Source organism: Sorangium sp. So ce1014, assembly GCF_051521505.1.
Taxonomy (GTDB): Bacteria; Myxococcota_A; Polyangia; order Polyangiales; family Polyangiaceae; genus Sorangium.
In genome coordinates, this window is record NZ_CP150356.1 from 6,923,400 (window position 1) to 6,944,868 (window position 21,469).

16 protein-coding genes are annotated in these 21,469 nt (G+C 69.0%); 8 read left to right on the forward strand and 8 right to left on the reverse strand.

Annotation, left to right across the window (positions count from 1 at the left end):
• Window positions 1–167 precede the first annotated feature (167 nt).
• The 5 genes from WME75_RS26030 to WME75_RS26050 all read right to left on the reverse strand — a co-directional run bounded on the left by WME75_RS26030 (window position 168) and on the right by WME75_RS26050 (window position 5,256).
• Window positions 168–1,811, reverse strand: coding sequence for a flavin-containing monooxygenase (locus tag WME75_RS26030; RefSeq protein ID WP_437476206.1), 1,644 nt, complete (start codon window positions 1,809–1,811; stop codon window positions 168–170).
• Window positions 1,812–1,907: 96 nt separating this feature from the next.
• Window positions 1,908–3,083, reverse strand: a complete 1,176-nt coding sequence (locus WME75_RS26035; protein ID WP_437476209.1) for an MFS transporter — start codon at window positions 3,081–3,083, stop codon at window positions 1,908–1,910.
• Window positions 3,083–3,607, reverse strand: a complete 525-nt coding sequence (locus tag WME75_RS26040) for a glycine-rich domain-containing protein (RefSeq protein ID WP_437494926.1) — start codon at window positions 3,605–3,607, stop codon at window positions 3,083–3,085. The genes WME75_RS26035 and WME75_RS26040 overlap by 1 nt, the downstream gene beginning before the upstream one ends.
• A 17-nt stretch (window positions 3,608–3,624) precedes the next feature.
• Window positions 3,625–4,896 carry a hypothetical protein gene (locus tag WME75_RS26045; RefSeq protein ID WP_437476211.1) on the reverse strand — a complete coding sequence of 424 codons (1,272 nt, stop codon included), beginning with the start codon at window positions 4,894–4,896 and terminating at the stop codon, window positions 3,625–3,627.
• Window positions 4,897–5,025: 129 nt separating this feature from the next.
• The gene (locus WME75_RS26050) at window positions 5,026–5,256 is read right to left on the reverse strand and encodes a hypothetical protein (protein ID WP_437476214.1); all 231 of its coding nucleotides are present in this window, start codon (window positions 5,254–5,256) and stop codon (window positions 5,026–5,028) included.
• A gap of 690 nt (window positions 5,257–5,946) precedes the next feature.
• Between WME75_RS26050 and WME75_RS26055 the strand changes: the two genes are divergently transcribed.
• Window positions 5,947–7,050, forward strand: a complete 1,104-nt coding sequence (locus tag WME75_RS26055; protein WP_437476216.1) for a sensor histidine kinase — start codon at window positions 5,947–5,949, stop codon at window positions 7,048–7,050.
• A gap of 120 nt (window positions 7,051–7,170) precedes the next feature.
• Here the strand turns inward: WME75_RS26055 and WME75_RS26060 are convergent, their stop codons facing one another.
• Window positions 7,171–8,337, reverse strand: a complete 1,167-nt coding sequence (locus tag WME75_RS26060) for a fatty acid desaturase family protein (protein ID WP_437476218.1) — start codon at window positions 8,335–8,337, stop codon at window positions 7,171–7,173.
• A 719-nt stretch (window positions 8,338–9,056) separates the two neighbouring features.
• On the opposite strand from WME75_RS26060, the gene WME75_RS26065 reads away from it, so the two are divergent.
• The 4 genes from WME75_RS26065 (at window position 9,057) to WME75_RS26080 (ending at window position 11,583) form a co-directional block, all read left to right on the forward strand.
• Complete coding sequence (locus WME75_RS26065) at window positions 9,057–9,338, forward strand: hypothetical protein (RefSeq protein WP_437476221.1); 282 nt, start codon at window positions 9,057–9,059, stop codon at window positions 9,336–9,338.
• A 209-nt stretch (window positions 9,339–9,547) separates the two neighbouring features.
• Entirely contained in the window at window positions 9,548–9,706 is a 159-nt protein-coding gene (locus WME75_RS26070; protein WP_437311936.1) for a hypothetical protein, read from the forward strand.
• A 177-nt stretch (window positions 9,707–9,883) separates the two neighbouring features.
• Window positions 9,884–10,186, forward strand: a complete 303-nt coding sequence (locus tag WME75_RS26075) for a hypothetical protein (RefSeq protein WP_437476224.1) — start codon at window positions 9,884–9,886, stop codon at window positions 10,184–10,186.
• 401 nt (window positions 10,187–10,587) lie between these two features.
• Window positions 10,588–11,583 (forward strand): hypothetical protein, encoded by a 996-nt coding sequence (locus tag WME75_RS26080; protein WP_437476226.1) that lies wholly within the window; start codon window positions 10,588–10,590, stop codon window positions 11,581–11,583.
• Between the two features lie 284 nt (window positions 11,584–11,867).
• Here WME75_RS26080 and WME75_RS26085 read toward each other — a convergent pair whose 3' ends face one another.
• Window positions 11,868–14,303 (reverse strand): alpha-glucuronidase family glycosyl hydrolase, encoded by a 2,436-nt coding sequence (locus WME75_RS26085; RefSeq protein WP_437476229.1) that lies wholly within the window; start codon window positions 14,301–14,303, stop codon window positions 11,868–11,870.
• Between the two features lie 468 nt (window positions 14,304–14,771).
• Here WME75_RS26085 and WME75_RS26090 point away from each other — a divergent pair, with 468 nt between their 5' ends.
• The 3 genes from WME75_RS26090 to WME75_RS26100 all read left to right on the forward strand — a co-directional run bounded on the left by WME75_RS26090 (window position 14,772) and on the right by WME75_RS26100 (window position 21,260).
• On the forward strand, window positions 14,772–15,290 hold the full coding sequence (locus tag WME75_RS26090) for a VOC family protein (protein WP_437476232.1): 519 nt from the start codon (window positions 14,772–14,774) through the stop codon (window positions 15,288–15,290).
• A gap of 45 nt (window positions 15,291–15,335) precedes the next feature.
• On the forward strand, window positions 15,336–15,614 hold the full coding sequence (locus WME75_RS26095) for a hypothetical protein (protein ID WP_437476235.1): 279 nt from the start codon (window positions 15,336–15,338) through the stop codon (window positions 15,612–15,614).
• Window positions 15,615–15,743: 129 nt separating this feature from the next.
• Entirely contained in the window at window positions 15,744–21,260 is a 5,517-nt protein-coding gene (locus WME75_RS26100) for a DUF4215 domain-containing protein (RefSeq protein WP_437476238.1), read from the forward strand.
• Here the strand turns inward: WME75_RS26100 and WME75_RS26105 are convergent.
• A complete protein-coding gene (locus tag WME75_RS26105) occupies window positions 21,257–21,451 on the reverse strand; it encodes a hypothetical protein (RefSeq protein WP_437476241.1) in 195 nt (64 codons plus the stop codon). The genes WME75_RS26100 and WME75_RS26105 overlap by 4 nt on opposite strands.
• Window positions 21,452–21,469 lie beyond the last annotated feature (18 nt).

The following is a 21,469-nucleotide window of genomic DNA, read 5'->3' on the forward strand; positions in this document are numbered from 1 at the left end:
GGGTGGATGCGGGCCGAGCGCCAGGTCGTGACGCTTCGGTGCGCGGCGCTCGAGCGGCATTCATCATCCATAGTGCGGGGGCTCTGCGGGAGGGGTGCTTTCGTGCGTTGGATTCCTGCTCGCCCGCAGACGGGGAGCCGGGCAGGGCGCCCGCCCGCCGCTGTCCTTCACCCCGCCCTCGACAGCGCGAACCCCTCGTAATGCTGGGCGGCGATCTCCTCGCACCTCTTCCGGTAGGCCCCTACGCCGCCGGCATACGGCATGAGGACGCGCGGCTTGCCGGGGATGTTGGCCCCGATGTACCAGGAGTTGGCCAGGGGATAGAGCGTGCCGTCGGCCACCTCCTTGACGTGCGCAACCCACCTGTCCTCCGCCTCGGGGGTGGCCTCGATGCGCTCGAAGCCGCGCTCCCGCAGGTACGCGATGCAGTCCGCGACCCACTCCACGTGCTGCTCGATGGAGACGACCGCGTTGCTGAACACGGACGGGCTGCCGGGGCCGGTGACGGTGAACAGGTTCGGGAATCCAGCGACGGCGATGCCGAGGTACGTGCGCGGGCCGCCGGCCCACTTCCGCTTCAGCGACGCGCCGCCCCTCCCCCGGAGATCGATGCTTGTCAGCGCGCCCGTCATGGCGTCGAAGCCCGTCGCGAACACGAGGCTGTCCAGCGCGTGCTCCCCGCTCCGCGTCCGGAGCCCCGTGGGCGTGATCTCCTCGATCGGCGACGCCTTCACGTCGACCAGGGTGACGTTGTCCCGGTTGAACGTCTCGTAATAGCGGGTGTCGACGCAGAGGCGCCGGGTGCCGAGCGGATACTCCCTCGGGCACAGCGCCTCGGCGACGGCCGGGTCGCGGACCGTCGCGCGGATCCGGGATCGGACGAACTCGGCGGCGGTCTCGTTGGCCTCCCGGGAGCGCATCACGTCCGAGAACGTGGCGAGAAAGGCGGTGCCGCCCTGCGCCCACCGCGCCTCGTACGCGCGCTCCCGCTCCTCGGGCGACACCTCCAGCGCGGACTTCGGGTTGACCTCCATGACGATCCCGGCGCGGGTCTCGCGGGCCTTGCGCCGGTACTCGGCATAGCTCGCCTTCATCGACGACGCGTAGGCCGGGTCGAGGGGCGCGTTGCGCGCGGGCACGCTGAAGCACGGGGTCCGCTGGAAGACGACGAGGCGGGCCGCCTGCTCGGCGATCCCGGGGATGACCTGGACGCCGGTCGAGCCCGTGCCGATGACGCCGACGCGCTTGCCGGTGAAGTCGACGCCCTCCTGCGGCCAGCGGCTCGTGTGGTGCCGCTCGCCCTGGAAGCGCTCGATCCCCTTGAGATCGGGCGTCTTCGCGACGGACAGGCAGCCTGTCGCCATGATCAGGAACCTGGCGGACACGCTCGCGCCGTCGTCGGTCCGGATCGCCCACCGATCCGCGACCTCGTCGAAGGCAGCCGCGGTCACGCGCGTCCTCAGCTGGATGTCCCGGCGGAGCGCGAACCTGTCCGCGACGTGGTCGAGATAGCGCAGGATCTCCGGCTGGGTGGCGTATCGCTCGGTCCACTGCCATTCCTGCTGGAGCTCGGGCGAGAACGAATAGGAGTAATCCATGCTGGGGATATCGCAGCGCGCGCCCGGGTAGCGGTTCCAGAACCACGTGCCGCCCACGCCGCTGCCCGCCTCGTAAACCCGCGCCGAGAGGCCGAGCTGACGCAGGCGGTAGAGCATGTACAGCCCCGCGAACCCGGCGCCGACGACGACCGCGTCGAAGCGGGCCGCAGGCGCCGCGCCGTCTCCTGAACGATTCGACTCCACCTCAGACATGATGTTCGCCTCCCTTCGAGCACGGATGTACGCGCGGGCCCTTCACGCCCCCGCGCGGCACTTGCGATGATGCGCGATGCGCGGCGTCGCCCCGCTTCAGCCGCGGTGGACGTTCCAGGCGAGCGCCATCAAGCCCACGACAAGCAAGAAGCCGAGGTGCAGCAAGCCGCCCCACCCCAGCGCCGACAGGAGCGCTCCGGACGTCAGCGACGCGGCGCCGCTGGCGGCGAACACGCACAGGTCGTTGACGCCCTGGGCGCGAAAACGCTCGGAGCCCGAGCGGCTGCGCGCGACAAGGGTCGTCGCGGTCACGAACACATAGCACCACCCGACCCCGACAAGCGCCAGGCCGACCAGGTGCCCTTCGAGGCCGGGGACCCAGCTGAGCAGGAACCCCACGAGCAGGAACACGAGCCCGAGGCCCTGCAGCGCCGCGATCGACGCCCACTTGAGCAGAGCGCCGACCGAGAGCGCCGGCAGGTACATGCTCAGCAGGTGCACCTGGATCACCCAGCTCGCCTCCTGGACCGAGCGCCGCTCGACACCGCACATCTGCAAGGGCGTCGGCACCATGATCAGGCTCATCACCAGGAAGGCGCCGGCGCCCATGGCGACCATCGGCCAGTACAGCGCACGAGCGCGCGCGTCGGGCGCGGTGGAGGCCCCGGCGACGAGCGCCTCCTGCGGCCTGTACGCCACGAGCGAGAGCGCCGCCAGCGCCTGGAGCGCCGCCAGGATCCGCAGGACACACGGCATGGGGCTGGACGTCCGCCCCTCCAGCAGGCCGAAGAGCGAGATGCCGGGGACGATGCCCGCCGCGCTGGCGAGCTGGATCAGGGTCAGCAGGCGCGGCGCGCTGCTGCTCGGCTGCCCTTCGAGGATCGCGAATCGAACCTGCTGCACGAAGGCGCCTTGCAGGCCGACACCGACGACCGCCGCGCAGAACAGCGCGAGATCCGAGCGCTCCACCGCGCGCGCGGCGAGCGAGAGGCAGCCGGCGGACAGCAGCGCGGCGGCGATGAAGCAGGGCCGGCGCCCGAAGCGCCGCATCAGCTGGCTCGCCGGCCAGGTGCCCAGGGCCGAGGACAGCACAAGCACGGCGACCGGCAGGGTCGCGAGCCGCATGTCCATCGCGAGCCGCTCGCCCACCACGCTGCCGACGAACTGGATCGAGACCACGCCGGCGATCCCCAGGACCTGACACAGCAGCAGGACCACCGTGTTGACGGCCGTGGCCGGCGCGGCCCCGAGCGCCGCGAGCGCCCGATGCATCAATGGACGCGCTCCGCGCCGGGCCGCGCGGCCTGGTCCTCCGCCTCGAGCGCGGCGATGGCGTCCAGGGAGAGGCCCAGACGCTCGTTGAGGAACCGCACCATCGTCCAGTGGGGCAGCGCGCCCGCGTCGAAGGGGCCGAACTCCTCGCGGTAGAGCGGCAGCCAGCGCAGCGCCTCCTCGAGCGCCTGCTCCCGGCCGGGCTGCGTCTCCTGGTAGTCCTCGTAAGGAAGGCTGCGGTGATGGATGAAGAAGCGCCCCGGCAGGCGCTCTTCACACAGCTCGCGGTACTCCCGCGTCTGCAAGATCAGGTAGTGCCAGACCTCGTCGATCGCCTGCTCCACGGGCAGGAACAGCCCGGCCAGCCGCTCCGGGTAGCGCGAGACCAGGTAGAGATATCTCAGGCATTCGATGATCTGACGCTCGACGTACGCGGGCTCCTCGCCGGTGGTCCGGGCGAAGTGCCGCGCGACGCCGGAGAAGAACGCGTCATCGAGCATCGCCTTCAGCGCGGCGGTCGTCATCCTGGGTTGTTCGATCTTCACAGGCCACCTCGTTCCGTGGTCTCGACTTCCTGCACCAGCCAGGCGTATTTCCCGGACTTGCCGATCGCGATGTGCTCTCGGTGCTCGAGGGCGCAGTCGAGCCCGGCGCCCTCCAGGACCCTCTGTCGCAGCTCGCGCGCCGCGGCCGGCTCGACGGGCGCGCCGTCGAAGGTCGTGTACAAGAGCCGCGCCTGCTCCGGCCCCCTCGGGTGGAGCTGGTAGACGAAGACGGACGGCGCGGCGGCGGCGATCCAGTCGTCGAGGTGCGCCTGGGAGAGGAGGCCGCCGCGCTCGAGCCGCAGCAGCTCTCGCTCGCGCCCGCAGAACCGGCGGATGCGGAGCGGGTCAGGGGAGCCGTCGACCGTCTCGGCGCAATCGCCCGAGCGATAGCGGATCAGCGGCATCCACGGGTTGCGGACGCTCGACACGATGAGGCTGTAAATCGTGCTGCCTTCCTCGACCGGGATCAGCTCCAGGTGCATCCTGTCGAGGTAGGGCCAGTAGCGCCCGTGACGATCGCTGTAATACAGGTATCCCAGCTCGGTGCTGCCGAAGAGGTCGATGATCGGGCAGTCGATGTGTCGCTGGAGGAACCGCCGCACGTTCGTCGGTGTGTACTCGTAAGCGTGGATGAGGCTGGCCGGCCGCGGAAAGCGCTGCCAGGCGCCCCACGACAGGGCCTTTTGCACCAGATGAGCGAGGTGGTAGCTGTCGCAGTCGAGGTGGTACAAGCCTCGCGGATGCGCCACCTGGACGGCGGTCATCTCATCGAGCATGCGCTCCACGTCGCTGCGATCCCAGAGCGCCGGGTCGAGCCGCAGGTTGAGGTAGAGCGTGCGCTCGTCGAGCCGGCGCTCTTCAAGGCTCGGCAGCGCGGGCGCCTCGGCGCCGCGCCTCCTCGCGTTGACCCGCGCCACGTGCTCGGTCGCCAGGAGCGTGGTGATCGAGACGCGCTGGCAGCCCTGCTGCCAGGTGACGGCCACGTCGGGGTGCTCGCTCCACAGCCGGTAGTAGGACTTGAGCAGGAAGAAGGGCGGGCGGATGATCTGCATCCGCGCGTGATGGGTCCCGGTCGAGAGCACGAGCTCCGCCTCGCCGGCCGAAAGCGCTCGGGCCAGCTCCGGGGTCATCCAGTTGTCGGGGAAGCCTCTGGCGATCTCCGGCTTCTCGAGGATCGGGAAGGAGCCCTCCTCGATCGACGTGCGGTAGATGGGGATGTCCCTGACCTCTTCGATCATCTCGGCGAGCGTCTGTCGTTGGGCGTCCATCGGTCGACTCCGGAAGACGGCCGGGCGGGCCATCGAGAAGCGTTGCACTCACGGTCGGGGGGTCGCGAGCGAGGCAGAAGATCACAGAAGCGATGACCTTCCGCCTCGCCCGCCGACCGGGTGGCCCTGTCAGCTGATGCAGCCGGCCTTCTTCGAGATGCAGCCGGCCTTCTTCGAGATGCAGCCGGCCTTCTTCGAGATGCAGCCGGCCTTCTTCGAGATGCAGCCGGCCTTCTTCGAGATGCAGCCCTCCTTCCTCGAGATGCAGCCGGCGTCGAGCGTCGACTCATCGGCCGAGTTGGCCGCGACCCACTGGTTCCAGAGACGGTCCTGGGCGATCTGCCGAATCAGGTGATCCATTCGAACCTCCGAGCTCATGATGGTGGATGATGCGTGAACGGCGCACACGTCCACAACCCGCGCGCCGCTGCGGTCGTGTGCTCGACGGCCTGGCAGACACGCAGTGTGTGCAGCCCAACCGTCCCGCTGACTATATGGGTCCACCAAGGAGGGTCAAGGAGCGCAGCTCGGGGGTGGATCGCGCCGCTCGGCCATCTGCAACAGGGTTGCTCCAGGCGCAGCGTAACTATCTCGGCGCGCGCCCCCGCGAGCACACCCTCCGATCGATACGATAGGATCTCGGCGCCAACACCTGCGAGCACAACGTGATGACGGCGTAGCAAATTGTCCCGCATCGACCGGGCAACGTGTTCCACCTCAACGAATACCGCCGGCGCGGGATCGGCCCTGGATCGCGGGGCTTGACACGTGGGCCCGATTCGATGGCGCAGCGCGGCACCCGCACGTGGCCGCGGTGGAGGGGCGAGCCCTGGGGCCGATAGTCGAGCCCGCTGCTCGCCTCGAGCCGCCGCCGGAGCCTTCCAGCTCGCCGGCGCCCGCTGGCTCTGCTGAGATCGCCCACGCGCGGTGCGGGCGTGCCGAAACGCCCCGGACGTCTTCGGGAAAACGGCGTCGGCGCGAGCTGCGGCGCTGGGTTCTTCGGTCCGGTTGTGGTTCGCCGACCGCATTGTATTGTTGTAGAGTGGCGCGATGCTGCACGAATTCCTTACCGCGAACACCCAGACGATCATCGCCCGCGCCCGGTCGAAGGTCGCCGTGCGGACGACCCCGGTGCCGACCGACGACGAGCTGAAGAACGGTGTTCCGCTCTTCCTGGACCAGATCGTTGACCGGCTGCGCCTCGCCACGCTCGACACCGGAGTGATCGGGGAGAGCGCCGCCGTGCACGGCGGCGAGCTGCTCGCGATGGGCTTCACCGTGAGCCAGGTCATCCACGGCTACGGAGACGTCTGCCAGGTCGTCACGCAGCTGGCCGACGAGACGGATGCGCTGATCACCGCCGACGAGTTCAACACATTCAACGCCTGCATCGACGACGCGATCGCCGGCGCGGTCACCGAGTACGAGCGCCAGCGCGACGCGTCGGTCGCCTACGAGGGGACGGAGCGCCTCGGCGTCCTCGCGCACGAATTGCGCAACCGGCTCGCCGTCGCGATGCTCGCCTTCACCATGCTCCAGGCGGGGACGGTCGGCATCGGCGGGAGCACCGGCGCCATGCTCGGCCGCAGCCTGCGGGCGCTCCGCGACCTCATCAACAACTCGCTTGCCGGCGTGCGCCTCGAGTCCGGGCTCGCGCAGCACCGCCGCGTGTCGGTGTCCGAGATCGTCGGACAGGCGGTGGTCGAGGCGGCCCTGGGAGCGGGCGTCGGCGGCTTCTCGCTGACCGCCCCCCCCGTCACGGAGGGCATCGACGTGCGTGCCGATCCGCAGATCCTCCTGGCCGCGCTCGGCAATCTGCTCCAGAACGCGTTCAAGTTCAGCCGCCCCGGCGGCCACATATCGCTTCGAACGAGCGCGACCGCCGAGCGCGTCCTGATCGAGGTCCAGGACGAGTGCGGCGGCTTGCCACCTGGCAGGAGCGAGGAGCTGTTTCGCCCCTTCGCTCAGCGGAGCGCCAATCGAACCGGTCTCGGGCTCGGGCTCTCCATCTGCCGCAAGGGGGTCGAGGCCATGGGCGGAAAGCTCGGCGTGCGTGACCTGCCGGACAAGGGATGCGTCTTCTCCATCGATCTGCCGAGGCTGCCGCCGGCGACGACCTCCACACCCGGATCGTCGGCTCGTGAAGCTCGATGAGCACGTCCCCAGCGCCTCGCTCTCGCTCGCGCTGAGGGAGCGCCTTCGCCCCACAGCCTGCGGGGCGGCCTGGCCGTCAGACGGTGGGTCCAAGGCGCGGCGTGATTCGATGTACCTGGCTCACGTCATCGCGCGCACCACCTCGCGAACACCTCCCTTGCGCGAGAGGCGCGCGATGTGCGAGAACACCTTGTACAGCGTCTTTCCCCACGTGTCGGTCTTGTAATTGACGCCATATCGCTCACAGAGGGTCCGCACCTCGGGGGCGATCTCGCGCAGACGCGGCGGGGGCAGCGTCGGGAAAAGATGATGCTCGATCTGTCGGTCGAGGCCGCCGCATAGAATCGACACCGGCAGGCTCACTTCGAAGTCGTTTGTCGCTTCGACCTGCATGGCGTACCACTCGCCGCGCCCGTGCGCGCGTGTTCCTGCCGGCCAGCTCTTCACGTCGTCCCCGACATGGCCGCAGAAGATCGTGGCCGCCGAGTAGACGTCGCGCATCGTCTCGGCGAGCCAGTTGCCGAATAGCACTTTTCCGAAGAACGGTCCTGCGAGCGCGGGAAAGAAGAAATAGTTCTTGACGTAATACGGAACGTACTTGCGAAGCGCCCGCCTCCATGCATCACGCACGCTCTCCTTCGATCGGTCGGGCAGAAAGTCGAGCTTCTCGGGCCGGCCGTTGTCGAAAAATACATCATTCAATCCGGCGACGTGCGAGCCGATAACAAAAAGAAAATTTGGAAAAACCCACGCCACCGTGAATGGGACGGCCCAGCAGTTCCATGGAGAATACGGCGTCTGTTCGGTGAGACGCACCGGGCCGAAGTGGATGTCCGGATCCCTGGCAGCGACGTTGGTATTGCCGTGATGGCGCACGTTGTGGCCGCGTCGCCACGACTCTTCGTCGACGGGCGTGTCCCACCGAAACGTCTTGGACGCGAACCTTTCGGCGCCGGGAAGCGTATCCCACGCTCCGTGGAGCGCGCTGTGACCGATCTCGGTTGCCTGAAGCTGCTTGTTGACCCAAAGCGCTCCGACGCCGAGGAAGAACGTGACCGGCTCCAGACTGAACTGGATGAGCACGCGCCCGGCGAGCTCCATCCTGCGCGCAAGACGATCGATCCGTCGAATGTAGGCGACGTCGTCACCGCCCAGCCGCGCGAAGGCGCGCTGCTTGAGCGCGTCGAGCTCCTCGCCGAAGAGGCGATAGCGTTCGGCATCAGGGAGCGATTTCGGGTCGATCGGTGGGCACACGGATACGTCCTCACTGAATGAATCGATGCGCATGATCTCCTCCTCCCTGGGCACGAGGCGCGGGGCTGTGACACGCAATAGCTGCACCCGCCTCTCCTCGTGTGAAACTACTGCGTATTGTGCGTATACCGTTGACATCGTGGAGCGTCAAGACGCCCTGTGTCACCGACGGGTCACATGGCGGCTCCAGGGCAGGCGGGCGTAGCAACTGGATCGGCGCGCTTCAGAGCCGGGCGCGCTCGATCACAGGGCGCGCCGGTTGAACGTGCTTCCGTCGGTGCGGTCGTGACACGGCGTTACCAGCGTGGCAAATCGATGCGCTGGGACATTCTGTCAACTTCCGGCGAGGTGGCGTGGTCGCCGCGTTTCCTCGTGGACGCGGCGGAGCCAGGCACCGGCGAGCCCCGTTCTGCCCTGCGCAATGGGACAATGTGTCTCGGTGGCCGTGAAGCGCGCGCCTCGCCCGATCCGCGTTGCTCTCGGGGCGTGATGGCGATTCGGCTGAATTCACCCATCGAGAGCGGGCGCCGCCGCTTCCGGCGTGGGTTGGGCCGCATCTTGCTATACTATGATGAGGATCGATCGTCCGCGCTGCAGCAGCGCGGGTGGGCCGAGTTCGGTGCACGATCGGTAACGGGTGGGCTCAGGAGCGGCGCCAAGAGGCGCGGGTCGAACCGTGAACGTTCAAAACGGTCACTGTGGATCCCGTCGCTGAGCTCGCGTTGGTAGCGTTTCGAACAGAAAAGTGAGATATGATGAATAAACTCATCAACATGACATGCATCACCGGCGTCCTGATCGCGTCGGCGATTGGCTGCGCCGCGACCTCGGCCGAGGAGCAGCGGCGCGCGGTGACCCATCAGCACAATGCGGATGAGGCGGCGCATCAGGGGCAGTACGGTGTGGCGAGCGACGAGCAGCGGAGGGCCGAAGAGGCGCACGCCAGGGCCGTGAAGAAGGCGATGGATGAGGGCAAGCCGATCCCTCGCCAGACGAGGCCGGGGGATCCGCCGCCTCCTCCTCCCACGGACTGACGCGCGATCTGCGCGGGTGAGGCGCCCCTGTGAAACGACCCTCTATTGAACCACGTGAGGCAATCTTGAAGACATTGATAGCATCTGGAGTCCTCGCTTCTGCGGTCTTTCTCCTCGCGCCTGGATGCGCGAGGGACAGCGAGGCCGGGCGCACCGTCGACTGCGCCAACATCTGTTCAAAATACTCCGAATGTATCGAGGAGGTCGACGTGTCTTCGTGCACCAGCGAGTGTGAGGACAAGGCGGACGCGGACTCGAGCTATCAAGAGAGCGCCGCCGCCTGTACGGAGTGCACGGACGACAGGACATGCAAGGAGGCCGAGTCTTGCTGGGCGAGCTGTCCGGACATGCCCGCCGTGAGCACGTGACCGGACACCCTGGCCGCCTCGGCGAGGGCGGGATCATCCCGGCTCGCTGCGAGGAATGGCACCAGCGAAGCTCTGGGAGTCGCGACCCGCCCAGCTTTGAACTTCATCGTCCGACGCGGACCGGGTGTACGTTGCTCGATCGCCTGTGCTGGCTGCTACACGCGAGGTGAATGAATCATGAAGGAATCATCGATCGAGAAGAAGGTCCTGGCCGCGAACGAGCGACTCCGTGTCGCACAAGAGCGGCTCGACGCGGCGATCCTGACAAACGATGGAAGCTGGCCGCATGCCGAGGCGATGAAGGAAATATCCGAGAGGCTGAGAGAAGCACGCGTGTGCAATGACCAGGTACAGCAGCACATCGAAGCCAGCGCCGAGGTTGTGCCGTCGGGGCGCGACTGCCCGGCGTGCGGAACGTCCATCCGCGCTCAGGCAACATTGTGCGGCTACTGCTGGACGAGGCTCAGCCCCTCTTTGTAGCCCAGATCGCGGCGATTTCTGTCTTCCTTCGCGCTGTACCACCGAGCTCCGGCCTCATCCCCTGGACCGATGCGGCACGCAGGGCGTGAGGACTTCCGTCCAGCCAGCGTTCTCCAGATCCGACCAGCCCGGTCCAACCTGGCCAGGCTGCCGGGCGAGCGGCACGGACCCCGCTTTTGCTGTAGATCGATCCATCGACGCGTGCGTCCGTGCGTGACGCGGCGGCTCCGCTCCGCCGCGCGAACCGGTGGGAGACAGCGATGGCAGAGACCGATCGAGAGGACGAAACGGCAGCGCGCGCGGGGACCAGAGCCGGCGGGGGCGCTCTCGATGCGCAATGGTGGCAGCGCGCGCGTCGTCCGGTCCGGCGGTGGCGCCCAGCTGCATGCGCCCTGACGGGTGTGCTCGCGGCCGGCGCGCTCGGGCTGGGGACCGCAGCCTGCTCGCGCGCCGCGCCGGACCGGTCAGGGACGAGCCCTGTCGAGGCCAGGCCGATCGCCACCGCCGCGCCCGTCGCCAGCGCCACGCCCGCCGCGACGCCGCGGCCTGGGGCCGCCGCGGGGTGGCGGCTCGAGAGCTCCCTCGGCGTGCAGATCGAGGTCCCGGCCGACTGGGCCGTCAACGACTACGGCTGCAACATGAGCGACAGGCCCACGGTCGTCCGGGCCCAGGGACCCCAGCGCCAGTGCCTGACGCCGGAGACGCCGACGAAGCAGGTGGCGCAGATCGGCCCCGATTCACCGGAAGCTGTCGAGAAGGGCCCGGAATTCACGCGCCGCGTCGCGTCGCTCGGCGGCGTGAGCGCCGAGCGCACGGAGGGGCGGGGCGCGGACGGCCGCCATTTCGGATGGCTGCGGATCCCGTCAAGGCAGATCCTGATCTCGGTCCGGAGCCACGATCCCGAGATCACACGCCGGATCCTCGACAGCGCGCAGCTCGTCAGCATCGATCACAACGGGTGCCCTGACAGGCGCCTTCCCAAGGCACGTCCCGAGGCAACACACCCCGGCGCGCGTTCGGCGATGGCCCCCGGCCACCCGACATCGATCTCCATCTGCTACTACGGGGCGCCGGGCGATGTGCTGCTGACCTCCGCGCGCCTGTCCGGGCCAGAGGCCGCCGCCCTGGCCGCCGCCCTGATCTCGGCGGCGCCTGGACCGAACCCCGACGTCGACCCCAGGGAGTGCCTGCACCCGCCGGCACCGCCCCCGGCAGATGCGGTGTTGCTCGTGGAGGACGCCGCCGGCAAGGGCACCGTCCATGTAGCGTTCTCCGGCTGCACAGGACGCGGACTGGACAATGGCGCGCTGCGCGCGCACGTCAACCAGCCGCTGATCCAGCGCCTCATGGCCCCGCTGGGCACCGGCTTCACATTCAACGGCGATCTGAGCCCCTAGAATGCCGATCACATTGAAATTCCGCTAAAATCGACTCATGGGAAGAGGACCGCAAGGGCGCAAGGGGCGCAAGGGGGGAGAAGAATATAATTCTATCTCTGTTCCCTTGCGCCTCTCGCGCCCTTGCGGTCTCTCGTCTGACTGGGTGCCGTACCCTTCCAGCGTGCTCCTCGGCGGCTCCGACGGGTGCCACAATCTGTTGAATTTAGCTGAATTTTAACCTGTTCGGCGTTCTAGCGGGCTCGCGCGAGCCGCTCGGGCCAGGCCGAGCCGGCCGGCTACGCTCACGGGAGAATGGCCGGTGACGGGTCGCCCGTGTAGACCTGCGAGCAGCGGGGCTTCTTCACGTCGCCTGGGCAGCGGAGCCCCTGGTAGAAGCTCAGCGAGTTCGCCGGGGCGGCGTAGCCGCTCGGGATCTGGAGCTTCGACACCTGGCCGAAGTAGGCGAGGCACGCGTCGCGCCACCAGCGCGCCTCGTAGTGCTGGATCTCCAGGAACTCGGTCACATTGCCGAAGCGCTTTTCGTCGATACGCCCCTTGACCGACTCCCATGCTTCTCGCATGAGCCCCACCTCATCGACGCCGCTGCTGTACTGGTGGACGAGCTCCTCCCAGACCGTCCTCCCCGAGCTCAGCTCGTCCTTCCAGCCGACGCGGTGGAAGAAGAGCAGGAGATCCTCGGGCACCGTCTCCCGGCTCCCGAACTGCTGTCCCACCGGCCCGAAGTACTGGGCGACAGCGTTGCTGCCCGAAGGCGACCTGTCGAAGCCGATGCCGCTCTCGTTCGCCTTGTGATAGTAGACCGGGTTCCACTCGGCGCGACTCAGGGTGTTCGCCCAGGGGGCCGGCCCGTAGTGATGGTCGTTGCCCATGATGTGGACCAGGCCGAGAGGCGTCATGTAGTCGGCGAGCGCATCGCGGGATTTCATCATCATCTCGACGACCGGCTCGCGGACGACGGGGTCGCTCGAGAAGGTCTGGCGGACCCACTCCTCGGCGATGGACTCCGAGGAGAGGTCTGGATTCCATGCCAGCCGTCCGAACACGTACCAGTTCGCCTGGTTCATGTGGGACCCGGTCCAGTTCGCGTCGTCACCGACGTTGGCGACGCCGGCGATCGCGGTGGTCGCATAGTCATGGAGGGTGCCGTCGATGACCCGCGCCACGGTCGAGCCCGCGCCGTCCGCGTGGGTGTCCGCCTTGAGGACCTCCTCGAACATCGGCCCGAGATAGGCCAGGTGCGTATCCTCGCCGAGGTACTCCTTCGTGATCTGGAGCTCGAGGACCAAGGGCGTCTTGGGCATGGCTCCAAACAGCGGATGAAACGGCTCTCGAGGCTGGAAATCGAGGGGGCCGTTCTTGGCTTGCACGAGGACGTTGCCCTTGAACTTACCGTCCAGGGGCTTGAACTCCTCGTACGCCTCCTTGATACGGTCCGGGGGGCTATCGTCCGAATAGACGAAGGCGCGCCACATCACGATGCCCTTGTGAGGCGCGAGGGCGTCGGCGAGCATGTTGGCGCCGTCGGCGTGGTTCCGCCCGTAATCCTGCGGCCCCGGCTGCCCCTCGGAGTTCGCCTTCACCAGGAAGCCCCCGAAGTCGGGGATCTGCCGGTAGATCTCGTCCACCTTGTTCACCCACCATTGCTTGACGCTGGCGTTGGTCGGATCGGCCGTGCTCAGATTGCCGATCTCGATCGGGGCGCTGAAGCGGGCCGTGAGGTAGACCTTGATGCCATAAGGACGGAAGACATCGGCGAGCGCCTTGACCTTCGTGAGGTACGAGGCCGTCAGGACCTGTGCGTTGGCGTTCACGTTCGTGAGAACGGTTCCATTGATGCCGATGGAGGCGTTGGCCCTCGCATAGTCCTTGTAACGGGGAGAGAGCGTGCCCGGCAGCGCATTCCAGTCCCAGATGGAGCGGCCCGCGTAGCCGCGCTCGACGGTGCGATCGAGGTTATCCCAGTGGTTCAGGATGCGGTTCTCGACCTTGGGAGAGCCGGAGAGCGACAGCTTCGTGAGAGAGCTGTGGCTCTGGGCGTGCCGGAGCAGCGCGAAGGTGCCATAGAGCACGCCCACCTCCGTGTTGCCGGCCACGGCGATCACCGATTGGCCTCCCACGTCGGCGGTCTCGATGAGGTAGCCCTCGGGGCCCAGGGCTGCGAGGCGCGCGGCGAGCGGCAGGTCTTTGATGATGTCGGCGGTGGCCGTCCCGATCACCACGGCGCCCGGACCGTCGACGGCCGCGCCGGTATCGACCGTCGCGCCGGTCAGGCCGCTCAGGCCTTTGACGAGCTCGGCCTCGGCGATGTCGAGGCTCGCTCCGCTCCCCGATTTGACCACGCGCTTGAAAGCCGCCTGATACTCCCCGAGGCGCCCCGGAATCGGAACTTGCGGGTACCTGAGCCAGAGGTCCGCACCGGTCTCGTCCGGCAGGGAGTCCGGCACGGGATACACCTCGTCGGAGCCCGACTCTCCACCCGTGGTCCCGGTCGAGCCTCCCGTGCCCGTGCCCGTGCCCGTGCCCGTGCCGCCTCCGCTTCCAGGGATGACGCCGCCCGAGCCCCCGACACCATCGTCGCCGCCAGCGCCGCCCAGGCCGGCCCCTCCACCACCACCGGTCGTCCCGTTCGACCCATTGGCGCCGCTCGAGGAGCAGGCGCTCGTGAGCGCGACGCCCAGGAGCCCGACCAGCAGGAGCGGCACCCTCAGGATCGTCATCGAATGCGATCGCCTTGGGGGCGGTCGGCGTGAGGAACTTGAAATCTGATTTTCCGAAGGAGGCGTCATCTGCATCAGCCTTTCCAGTGGAGGTGGCCCAGGGCGAAGGAAAGGCATACCGATCGCGGAAGTCAAGCGTGAACCACGACGCTCGTCTCGGGCTGACATTCGGAGATCGGCGTCACCTTCGCCGCCCTCCAACCCAGATCTCGATATGACAGAAGATTCCTTGCACGATCCGCCACCCCTGGAAAACAACAGGAGCAACTCCCAGCCTCTCGTGGCCGGGGGCAGCAGCACCGCAGCACCCGGACTACGGATCTTCCGTGACGCGCGCAGGGCACAGGATCGCGCTCGGTGATCGCGGCTCGATCCACGCCGCGCCGTCGGATAGGCTCCGGCGGCGTACCGCCGGTGCCTCCTGCGGCGGTCCCGACACCCTGAGCCCAGGAGGCGGAGGTGACCTGAATGGGTCGTGATATCGATCACCTGCACCACGTCGGCCACGTCGTGAACGACATGAAGGAAGGGCTCGATCTCTACCGCCGGCTCGGCTTTCGCCTGTCGCCGCCCGCCTATCCCATGCTGTCGCCCAGGGAGGGCGAGCCTCCACGGCCGTTCGGCGCGGCGAACACCCACGCCAGCTTCCCACGCAACTTCGTCGAGCTCGTGAGCTGCGTCCGGGACGACGACCCCGACCGGATCCCGAGCGATGCCAGGCTCGTTCCCATCCAGGCGCCACCCGAGCACCTGCCGCGGCTCACCGAGGCCATCCGCAGGACCGTCGCCAAGATCGCCTCCTGTCTCGCGCGCTTCGAGGGCCTGCACATCCTCGTGTTCAAGACCCCCGACGCCGACGCCGTGGCCGGCAGGCTGAGCTCCGAGGGCATCCGCCACGGAGGCGTCAGCGCGGTTCTCGTCCCCGCCGCGGCGGCGCTCGGCGCCGCGATCCTCTTCCGGAAGGCCGAGGGTCTGAAGGCGGTCTGAACCGCGCCCCCCTCCCGGAGCGCGGGATCGGCCGAGATGCAGGGCGTGACCGCGGCGCTCGACGCCCTGCTCGCGGCGCTCGCATTTATTTTGAGCACAAACTATTTTGCGATCTCCAGTCAGAGCGCAAATGTCAAGCGGGAACCGGATTGCGACGCCAGGCGCTCGCTCGTGCCACAGCAGCAGAAAGGAAGCACCGACTCCACCCGGCGCTGCATCGCGCAATGCGCGTCATTCGTCAGCGGAGCTCCCTTGGCGTCCGCCGAGAACGGGTGGTCGTGGCGATGTGCCCGAGTGGAGGAGGATGACGTAATTTTCGTCTAGAGGTGCGAAGGGCGCCCGGGCTACCCTGGAACAGGGTCGTCCGACTTCCTGCCCGAGCGCTTCCGCTCCTGTTCGTCGAGGTGTGTCGTGAGTTTGAGAACGTCTTATCTGGCTTTGGCGGTGGGATTAATGCAAGTAGCTGCCGCCTGCGGAGGGGACGCGCCCTCCACGGGCGGCCCCGGCGCAGGCGGCGCGGGGAGCGGCACGAACTCGGGTGGTTCCGGCGGCGAGACCGGGAGCGGCGGCATCGACTTCGCCGGGAGCGTCGGCTCGAGCGGCAGCGGCGGAGAGAAGCCGGATCCCTGCGCCGTCGACGACCCGCCGCCCGAGTGCAACCTGCCCCAGGAGCCCGCCTGCGGCGACGGCGAGATCAACCAGGCCAGCGAGACGTGCGACGACGGCAACAGCCTGCCGGGCGACTGCTGCTCCGGCCTGTGCGAGATCGAGCCCTACTGCGAGTGTCCCGCGCCCGGCGAGCCGTGCGTGCTGACCATCGCGTGCGGCGATGGCGTGGTCGATCCGGGCGAGTTCTGCGACGACGGCAACACCGTGGATGGCGACGGCTGCAGCGCCGATTGCTACTCGGTCGACCCCTCGTACGTCTGTCCGATGCCGGGCAAGCCCTGCACGCTCCTCTACGACTGCGGCGACGGCCGCGTGAACGGCTCGGAGACGTGCGACGACCTCAACAAGGTGTCCGGCGACGGCTGCAGCGCGGACTGCAAGCGCGAGCCGGGCTTCACGTGCTCGCGGCCCGGACAGCGCTGCGAGCGCCTGCCGGTCTGCGGCAACGGGGCCAGGGAGACCGGCGAGACCTGCGACGACGGCAACACGGCGAGCGGCGACGGCTGCTCGGGCCTCTGCCGGCAGGAGTCCTTCTACAACTGTCCGACGCCGGGGCAGCCGTGCGAGCTGCTGATCCGGTGCGGCGACGGCGCGGTGGATCCCGGCGAGCTCTGCGACGACGGCAACACGACGGGCGGCGACGGCTGCAGCGCCGACTGCAAGGTGCTCGACCCGCTTTACGTGTGCGCCAAGCCGGGTGAGCCCTGCCTCCTCCTCTACCGCTGCGGCGACGGCCGCGTGAACAACGGCGAGCAGTGCGAGGACGGCGACGACCCGCCCGCGTCCGGCGACGGCTGCAGCGCCACGTGCATGCGCGAGCCGGGCTATGTGTGCCCGCGGCCCGGGCAAGCCTGCGAGCTCCTGCCCGTCTGCGGCAACGGCCGCCTCGAGAGCGGCGAGCAGTGCGACGACGGCAACACGACGGGCGGCGACGGCTGCTCCACCCTGTGCCGGCAGGAGGCGTTCTATGCCTGTCCGAGCCCGGGGCAGCCCTGCGAGCTGCTGATCTGGTGCGGCGACGGCGACATCAATCCGGGCGAGATCTGCGACGACGGCAACAACGTGAGCGGCGACGGCTGCGCCGCCGACTGCAGCGCGGTGGAGCCGATCTACTCGTGCCCCACGCCGGGCGTGCCCTGCACGCTCCTCTACTGGTGCGGCGACGGCCGCGTGAACGGCTCCGAGCAGTGCGAGGACGGCGACAGTCCGCCCGCGTCCGGCGACGGCTGCAGCGCTGACTGCATGCGCGAGGAGGGGTATCAGTGCAGCCGGCCCGGCCAGCCGTGCACGCAGCTGCCCGTCTGCGGCAATGGCCGCAGGGAGGCCGGCGAGGTGTGCGACGACGGCAACACGGCGGGCGGCGACGGCTGCTCGAGCCTGTGCCGGCAGGAGTCCTTCTACAACTGCCCGACCCCGGGGCGGCCGTGCGAGCTGCTGATCCGGTGCGGCGACGGCGCGGTGGATCCCGGCGAGATCTGCGACGACGGCAACACCGCGAGCGGCGACGGCTGCAGCGCCGACTGCAAGGCGGTGAACCCGGCGTACGTGTGCCCCGAGCCGGGTGAGCCGTGCATCCTCGTCTACCGGTGCGGCGACGGCCGCGTGAACGGCGGCGAGCAGTGCGACGACGGCGCCAACCCGCCCGCGTCCGGCGACGGCTGCACGGCGGATTGCCGGCTCGAGGAGGGCTGGAACTGCCGGCCGGGCCAGCCGTGCACCGAGAGGACCTATTGCGGCGACGGCGTGGTGCAGCTCGGCGAGCAGTGCGACGACGGCGGCGAGGCGAGCCCTGTCGGCGGCGACGGCTGCACCTCGCAGTGCAAGATCGAGGTGGGCTGGACGTGCCCGCCGGCCGGCGGCTTCTGCAACCCGCCCCCGCCGCCCGTGTGCGGCGACGGCCGCGTGAACGGCAGCGAGCAGTGCGACGACGGCGGGGAGCCCCCGGCCGGCGGCGACGGCTGCAGCGCCGACTGCCAGCTCATCGAGGATGGCTGGGATTGCTCGCGCGTCGGGTTCCCGTGCAAGACCGTCTGCGGCGACGGGCTCAAGGCCGGCGCCGAGCAGTGCGACGACGGGGATCTCTTCCCGGGCGACGGCTGCGACGACACCTGCCGCATCGAGGCCGGCAGCGTGTGCGACGACGGCGAGCCCCAGGACTGCACGGGCTTCTCCGTCTGCGGCGACGGCGTCCGCGAGGGCACCGAGGCGTGCGACGACGGCAACGGCGACTGGCGCGACGGCTGCACGCCGGACTGCAAGGGCGAGCCGGACTGCAGCGGCGGCGCGTGCATCTCGGCCTGCGGCGACGGCATCCTCCTGCCCGGCGACACCACCGAGCAGTGCGACGACGGCAATACCGAGAGCGGCGACGGATGCTCCGCCGAGTGCACGGTCGAGGCCGGCTACGTCTGCACCGTGTCCCCGACCGAGATGCGGCTGCCGATGGTCCTCCGCGACTTCATCGGCTGGTGCCCGGAAACCTACAACACCGCCACGAGCAACGCCGAGTGCGACGCCAACCTGACGGATGGGATCAACGGGCACTTCGACTTCGAGATCAACCCCAGCGGCAATCAGATCGACGGCACGGTCCAGGCGACGCTCGATGCTGACGGCAAGCCCGTGAACCGATTCGGCCCCGGCTTCGTCACGCCGAGCGACGCGAACGGCTGGACCACGGGGCAGAACAACTTCCGGTGGTGGTACCGGGACAACCCGAACTTCAACCGGACGCTCGTCACCACCATCGAGCTGCTCGCGCAGCCCGACGGCAGGTTCCTGTACCAGCGCAACCCGTTCTGGCCGGTGGACCTCGACCCGCCCGGCGCCGATCTCGCGCTCGACAGCTTCGTGGCCGACGGGCGGGAGAGGACGCGCACCGACGGGCACAACTTCTACTTCACGAGCGAGGTCCGGTACTGGTTCCAGTTCACGCCGAACGGCGCCGCGGCCGATCCGGTGCTCACCTTCTTCGGTGACGACGACGTCTGGGTGTTCATCAAGAACACGCTGACCGCGGACATCGGCGGCATCCACGCGCAGGCCCAGGAGAGCGTGACCATCCTCGACAACGGCGATGCCCGCGTGACCCCCTGCACCAACGCCGGCTGCCCGAACCGCGCCGCCTACACCGTCGACCTCAACCTCGAGCCGGGCAAGGTCTACGAGATCGCGGTGTTCCAGGCCGAGCGCCACGTCACCGGGTCGAACTACCAGCTCACGCTTTCGGGCTTCAGCGCCGGCACGTCGGTGTGCACGCCGCAATGCGGCGTCGATGAGCCGGTGGTGACGCCGGGCGAGGAGTGCGACGACGGCAGCGAGAACGGGACGGGCTATGGCCAGTGCAACAACTGCCAGCTCGGCGCCTACTGCGGCGACGGCGTGCGCAACGGCCCCGAGGCCTGCGACAACGGCGCCAACAACAGCACGTACGCCAACGCGTCCGGCGCCTGCGCGCCGGGGTGCGTGGCCCCGCCCCGCTGCGGCGACGGCGCGGTCAACGCGCCGTACGAGGCGTGCGATCTCGGCTCCGGCAACACCGCGAACGGCTATGGCGGCTGCACGACGGCGTGCGAGATCGGGCCGTCCTGCGGCGACGGCGTCGTCAACGGCACCGAGAGGTGCGACGACGGCGTGAACGACGGCTTCTACGGCACCTGCAACCCGAACTGCACGCCGGCCCCGCAGTGCGGTGACAACCGCGTCGACGCGGACTGGGGCGAGGAGTGCGACAGCGCCAGCGACACGAGCTGCGTGAGCTGCCAGCTCGGGGAGCACTGCGGCGACGGCGTTCTGCAGCCGGAGTTCGGCGAGGAGTGCGACGACGGCATCAACGACGGCGGGTACGGCCGGTGCGCGCCCTCGTGCCTGTACGGGCCGCGCTGCGGCGACGGCATCGTCCAGCCCGAGGACGAGCGCTGCGATCTCGGCGAGGGGATGAACACCGGCGCGTACGGCGGGTGCAATGCCTCCTGCAACTACGGGCCGTACTGCGGCGACGGCGTGCGCAACGGCGCCGAGGTGTGCGACGACGGCGTGAACGACGGCGCCTACGGCACCTGCGCCACGGGCTGCACGCCGGCGCCGAGGTGCGGTGACAACCGCGTCGACGCGGACTGGGGCGAGGAGTGCGACAGGACGGGCGACACGAGCTGCGTGAACTGCCGGCTCGCCTCGCAATGCGGCAACGGGGTCACGCAGCCGCAGCTCGGCGAGCAGTGTGACGACGGCGTGAACGACGGCGGGTACGAGCAGTGCGGCCCTGCGTGCCTGTACGGCCCGCGCTGCGGCGACGGCATCGTCCAGCCGTCGCAGGAGGCCTGCGATCTCGGCGATGGGCTGAACAACGGCGCTTACGGCGGGTGCGATGCCTCCTGCAACTACGCGCCGTACTGCGGCGACGGCGTGCGCAACGGCGCCGAGGCGTGCGACGACGGCGTGAACGACGGCACCTACGGGACCTGCGCCCCGGGCTGCACGCCGGCGCCGAGGTGCGGCGACAACCGCGTCGACACGGAGTGGGGCGAGGAGTGCGACAGCGACAGCGACACGGGCTGCGCGAGCTGCCGGCTCGGCGCGCACTGCGGCGACGGGGTGACGCAGCCGGAGTATGGCGAGGAGTGCGACGACGGCTTCAACGACGGTGGGTATGGCGAGTGCGGCCCCGCGTGCGTCTACGGGCCGCGCTGCGGCGACGGCATCGTCCAGGCGTCGGAGGAGGACTGCGATCTCGGCGATGACGAGAACGGCGGCGAGTACGGCGGGTGCACCGGGATCTGCCAGTACGGGCCGTACTGCGGCGACGGCCTCGTCAACGGCACGGAGACCTGCGACGACGGCGTGAACGACGGCTTCTACGGCAGCTGCCTCCCTGCCTGCACGCCGGCGGCCAAGTGCGGTGACGACCGTGTCGACGAGGAGTGGGGCGAGCAGTGCGATCCGCCGAACGAGGCCACGGGCTGCAGCAACAACTGCCGCCTCGGCGCCCAGTGCGGCGACAAGGTCGTCCAGGCCGGCGAGCAGTGCGACGACGGCGAGAACGACGGCGGTTACGGCGAGTGCGGCCCGCGCTGCCAGCTCGGCCCGCGCTGCGGCGACGGCATCCGCAACGGCACCGAGCAGTGCGACGACGGCGACGGCAAAAACACCGGCGGCTACGGCAAGTGCGCGCCGGGCTGCGTCTACGGTCCGTACTGCGGAGACGGCAAGCTGCAGAGCCTCTACGAGGCATGCGACGACGGCAACCGCACGAGCGGCGACGGCTGCAGCCTGACCTGCCAGTACGACGGCATCCCGAACTAGCCCGTCGCGAGCGGGCTCGCGGGGCGCAGGCGTCGAACGAGGCCTGCCCCCGCGAACCCGGCCGGCCCCGCCCCGAGGGGCGCGGCAAGCAAGAACCGCTGCTCACCGCCTTCCTGAACCACCAGATCGAGCTCGACGAGCCGCACCGGAGCGTCTCGATCGAGCGACCGCCCCGGCGACCGCGATGTCACCTGGCATCAGCAGACTCG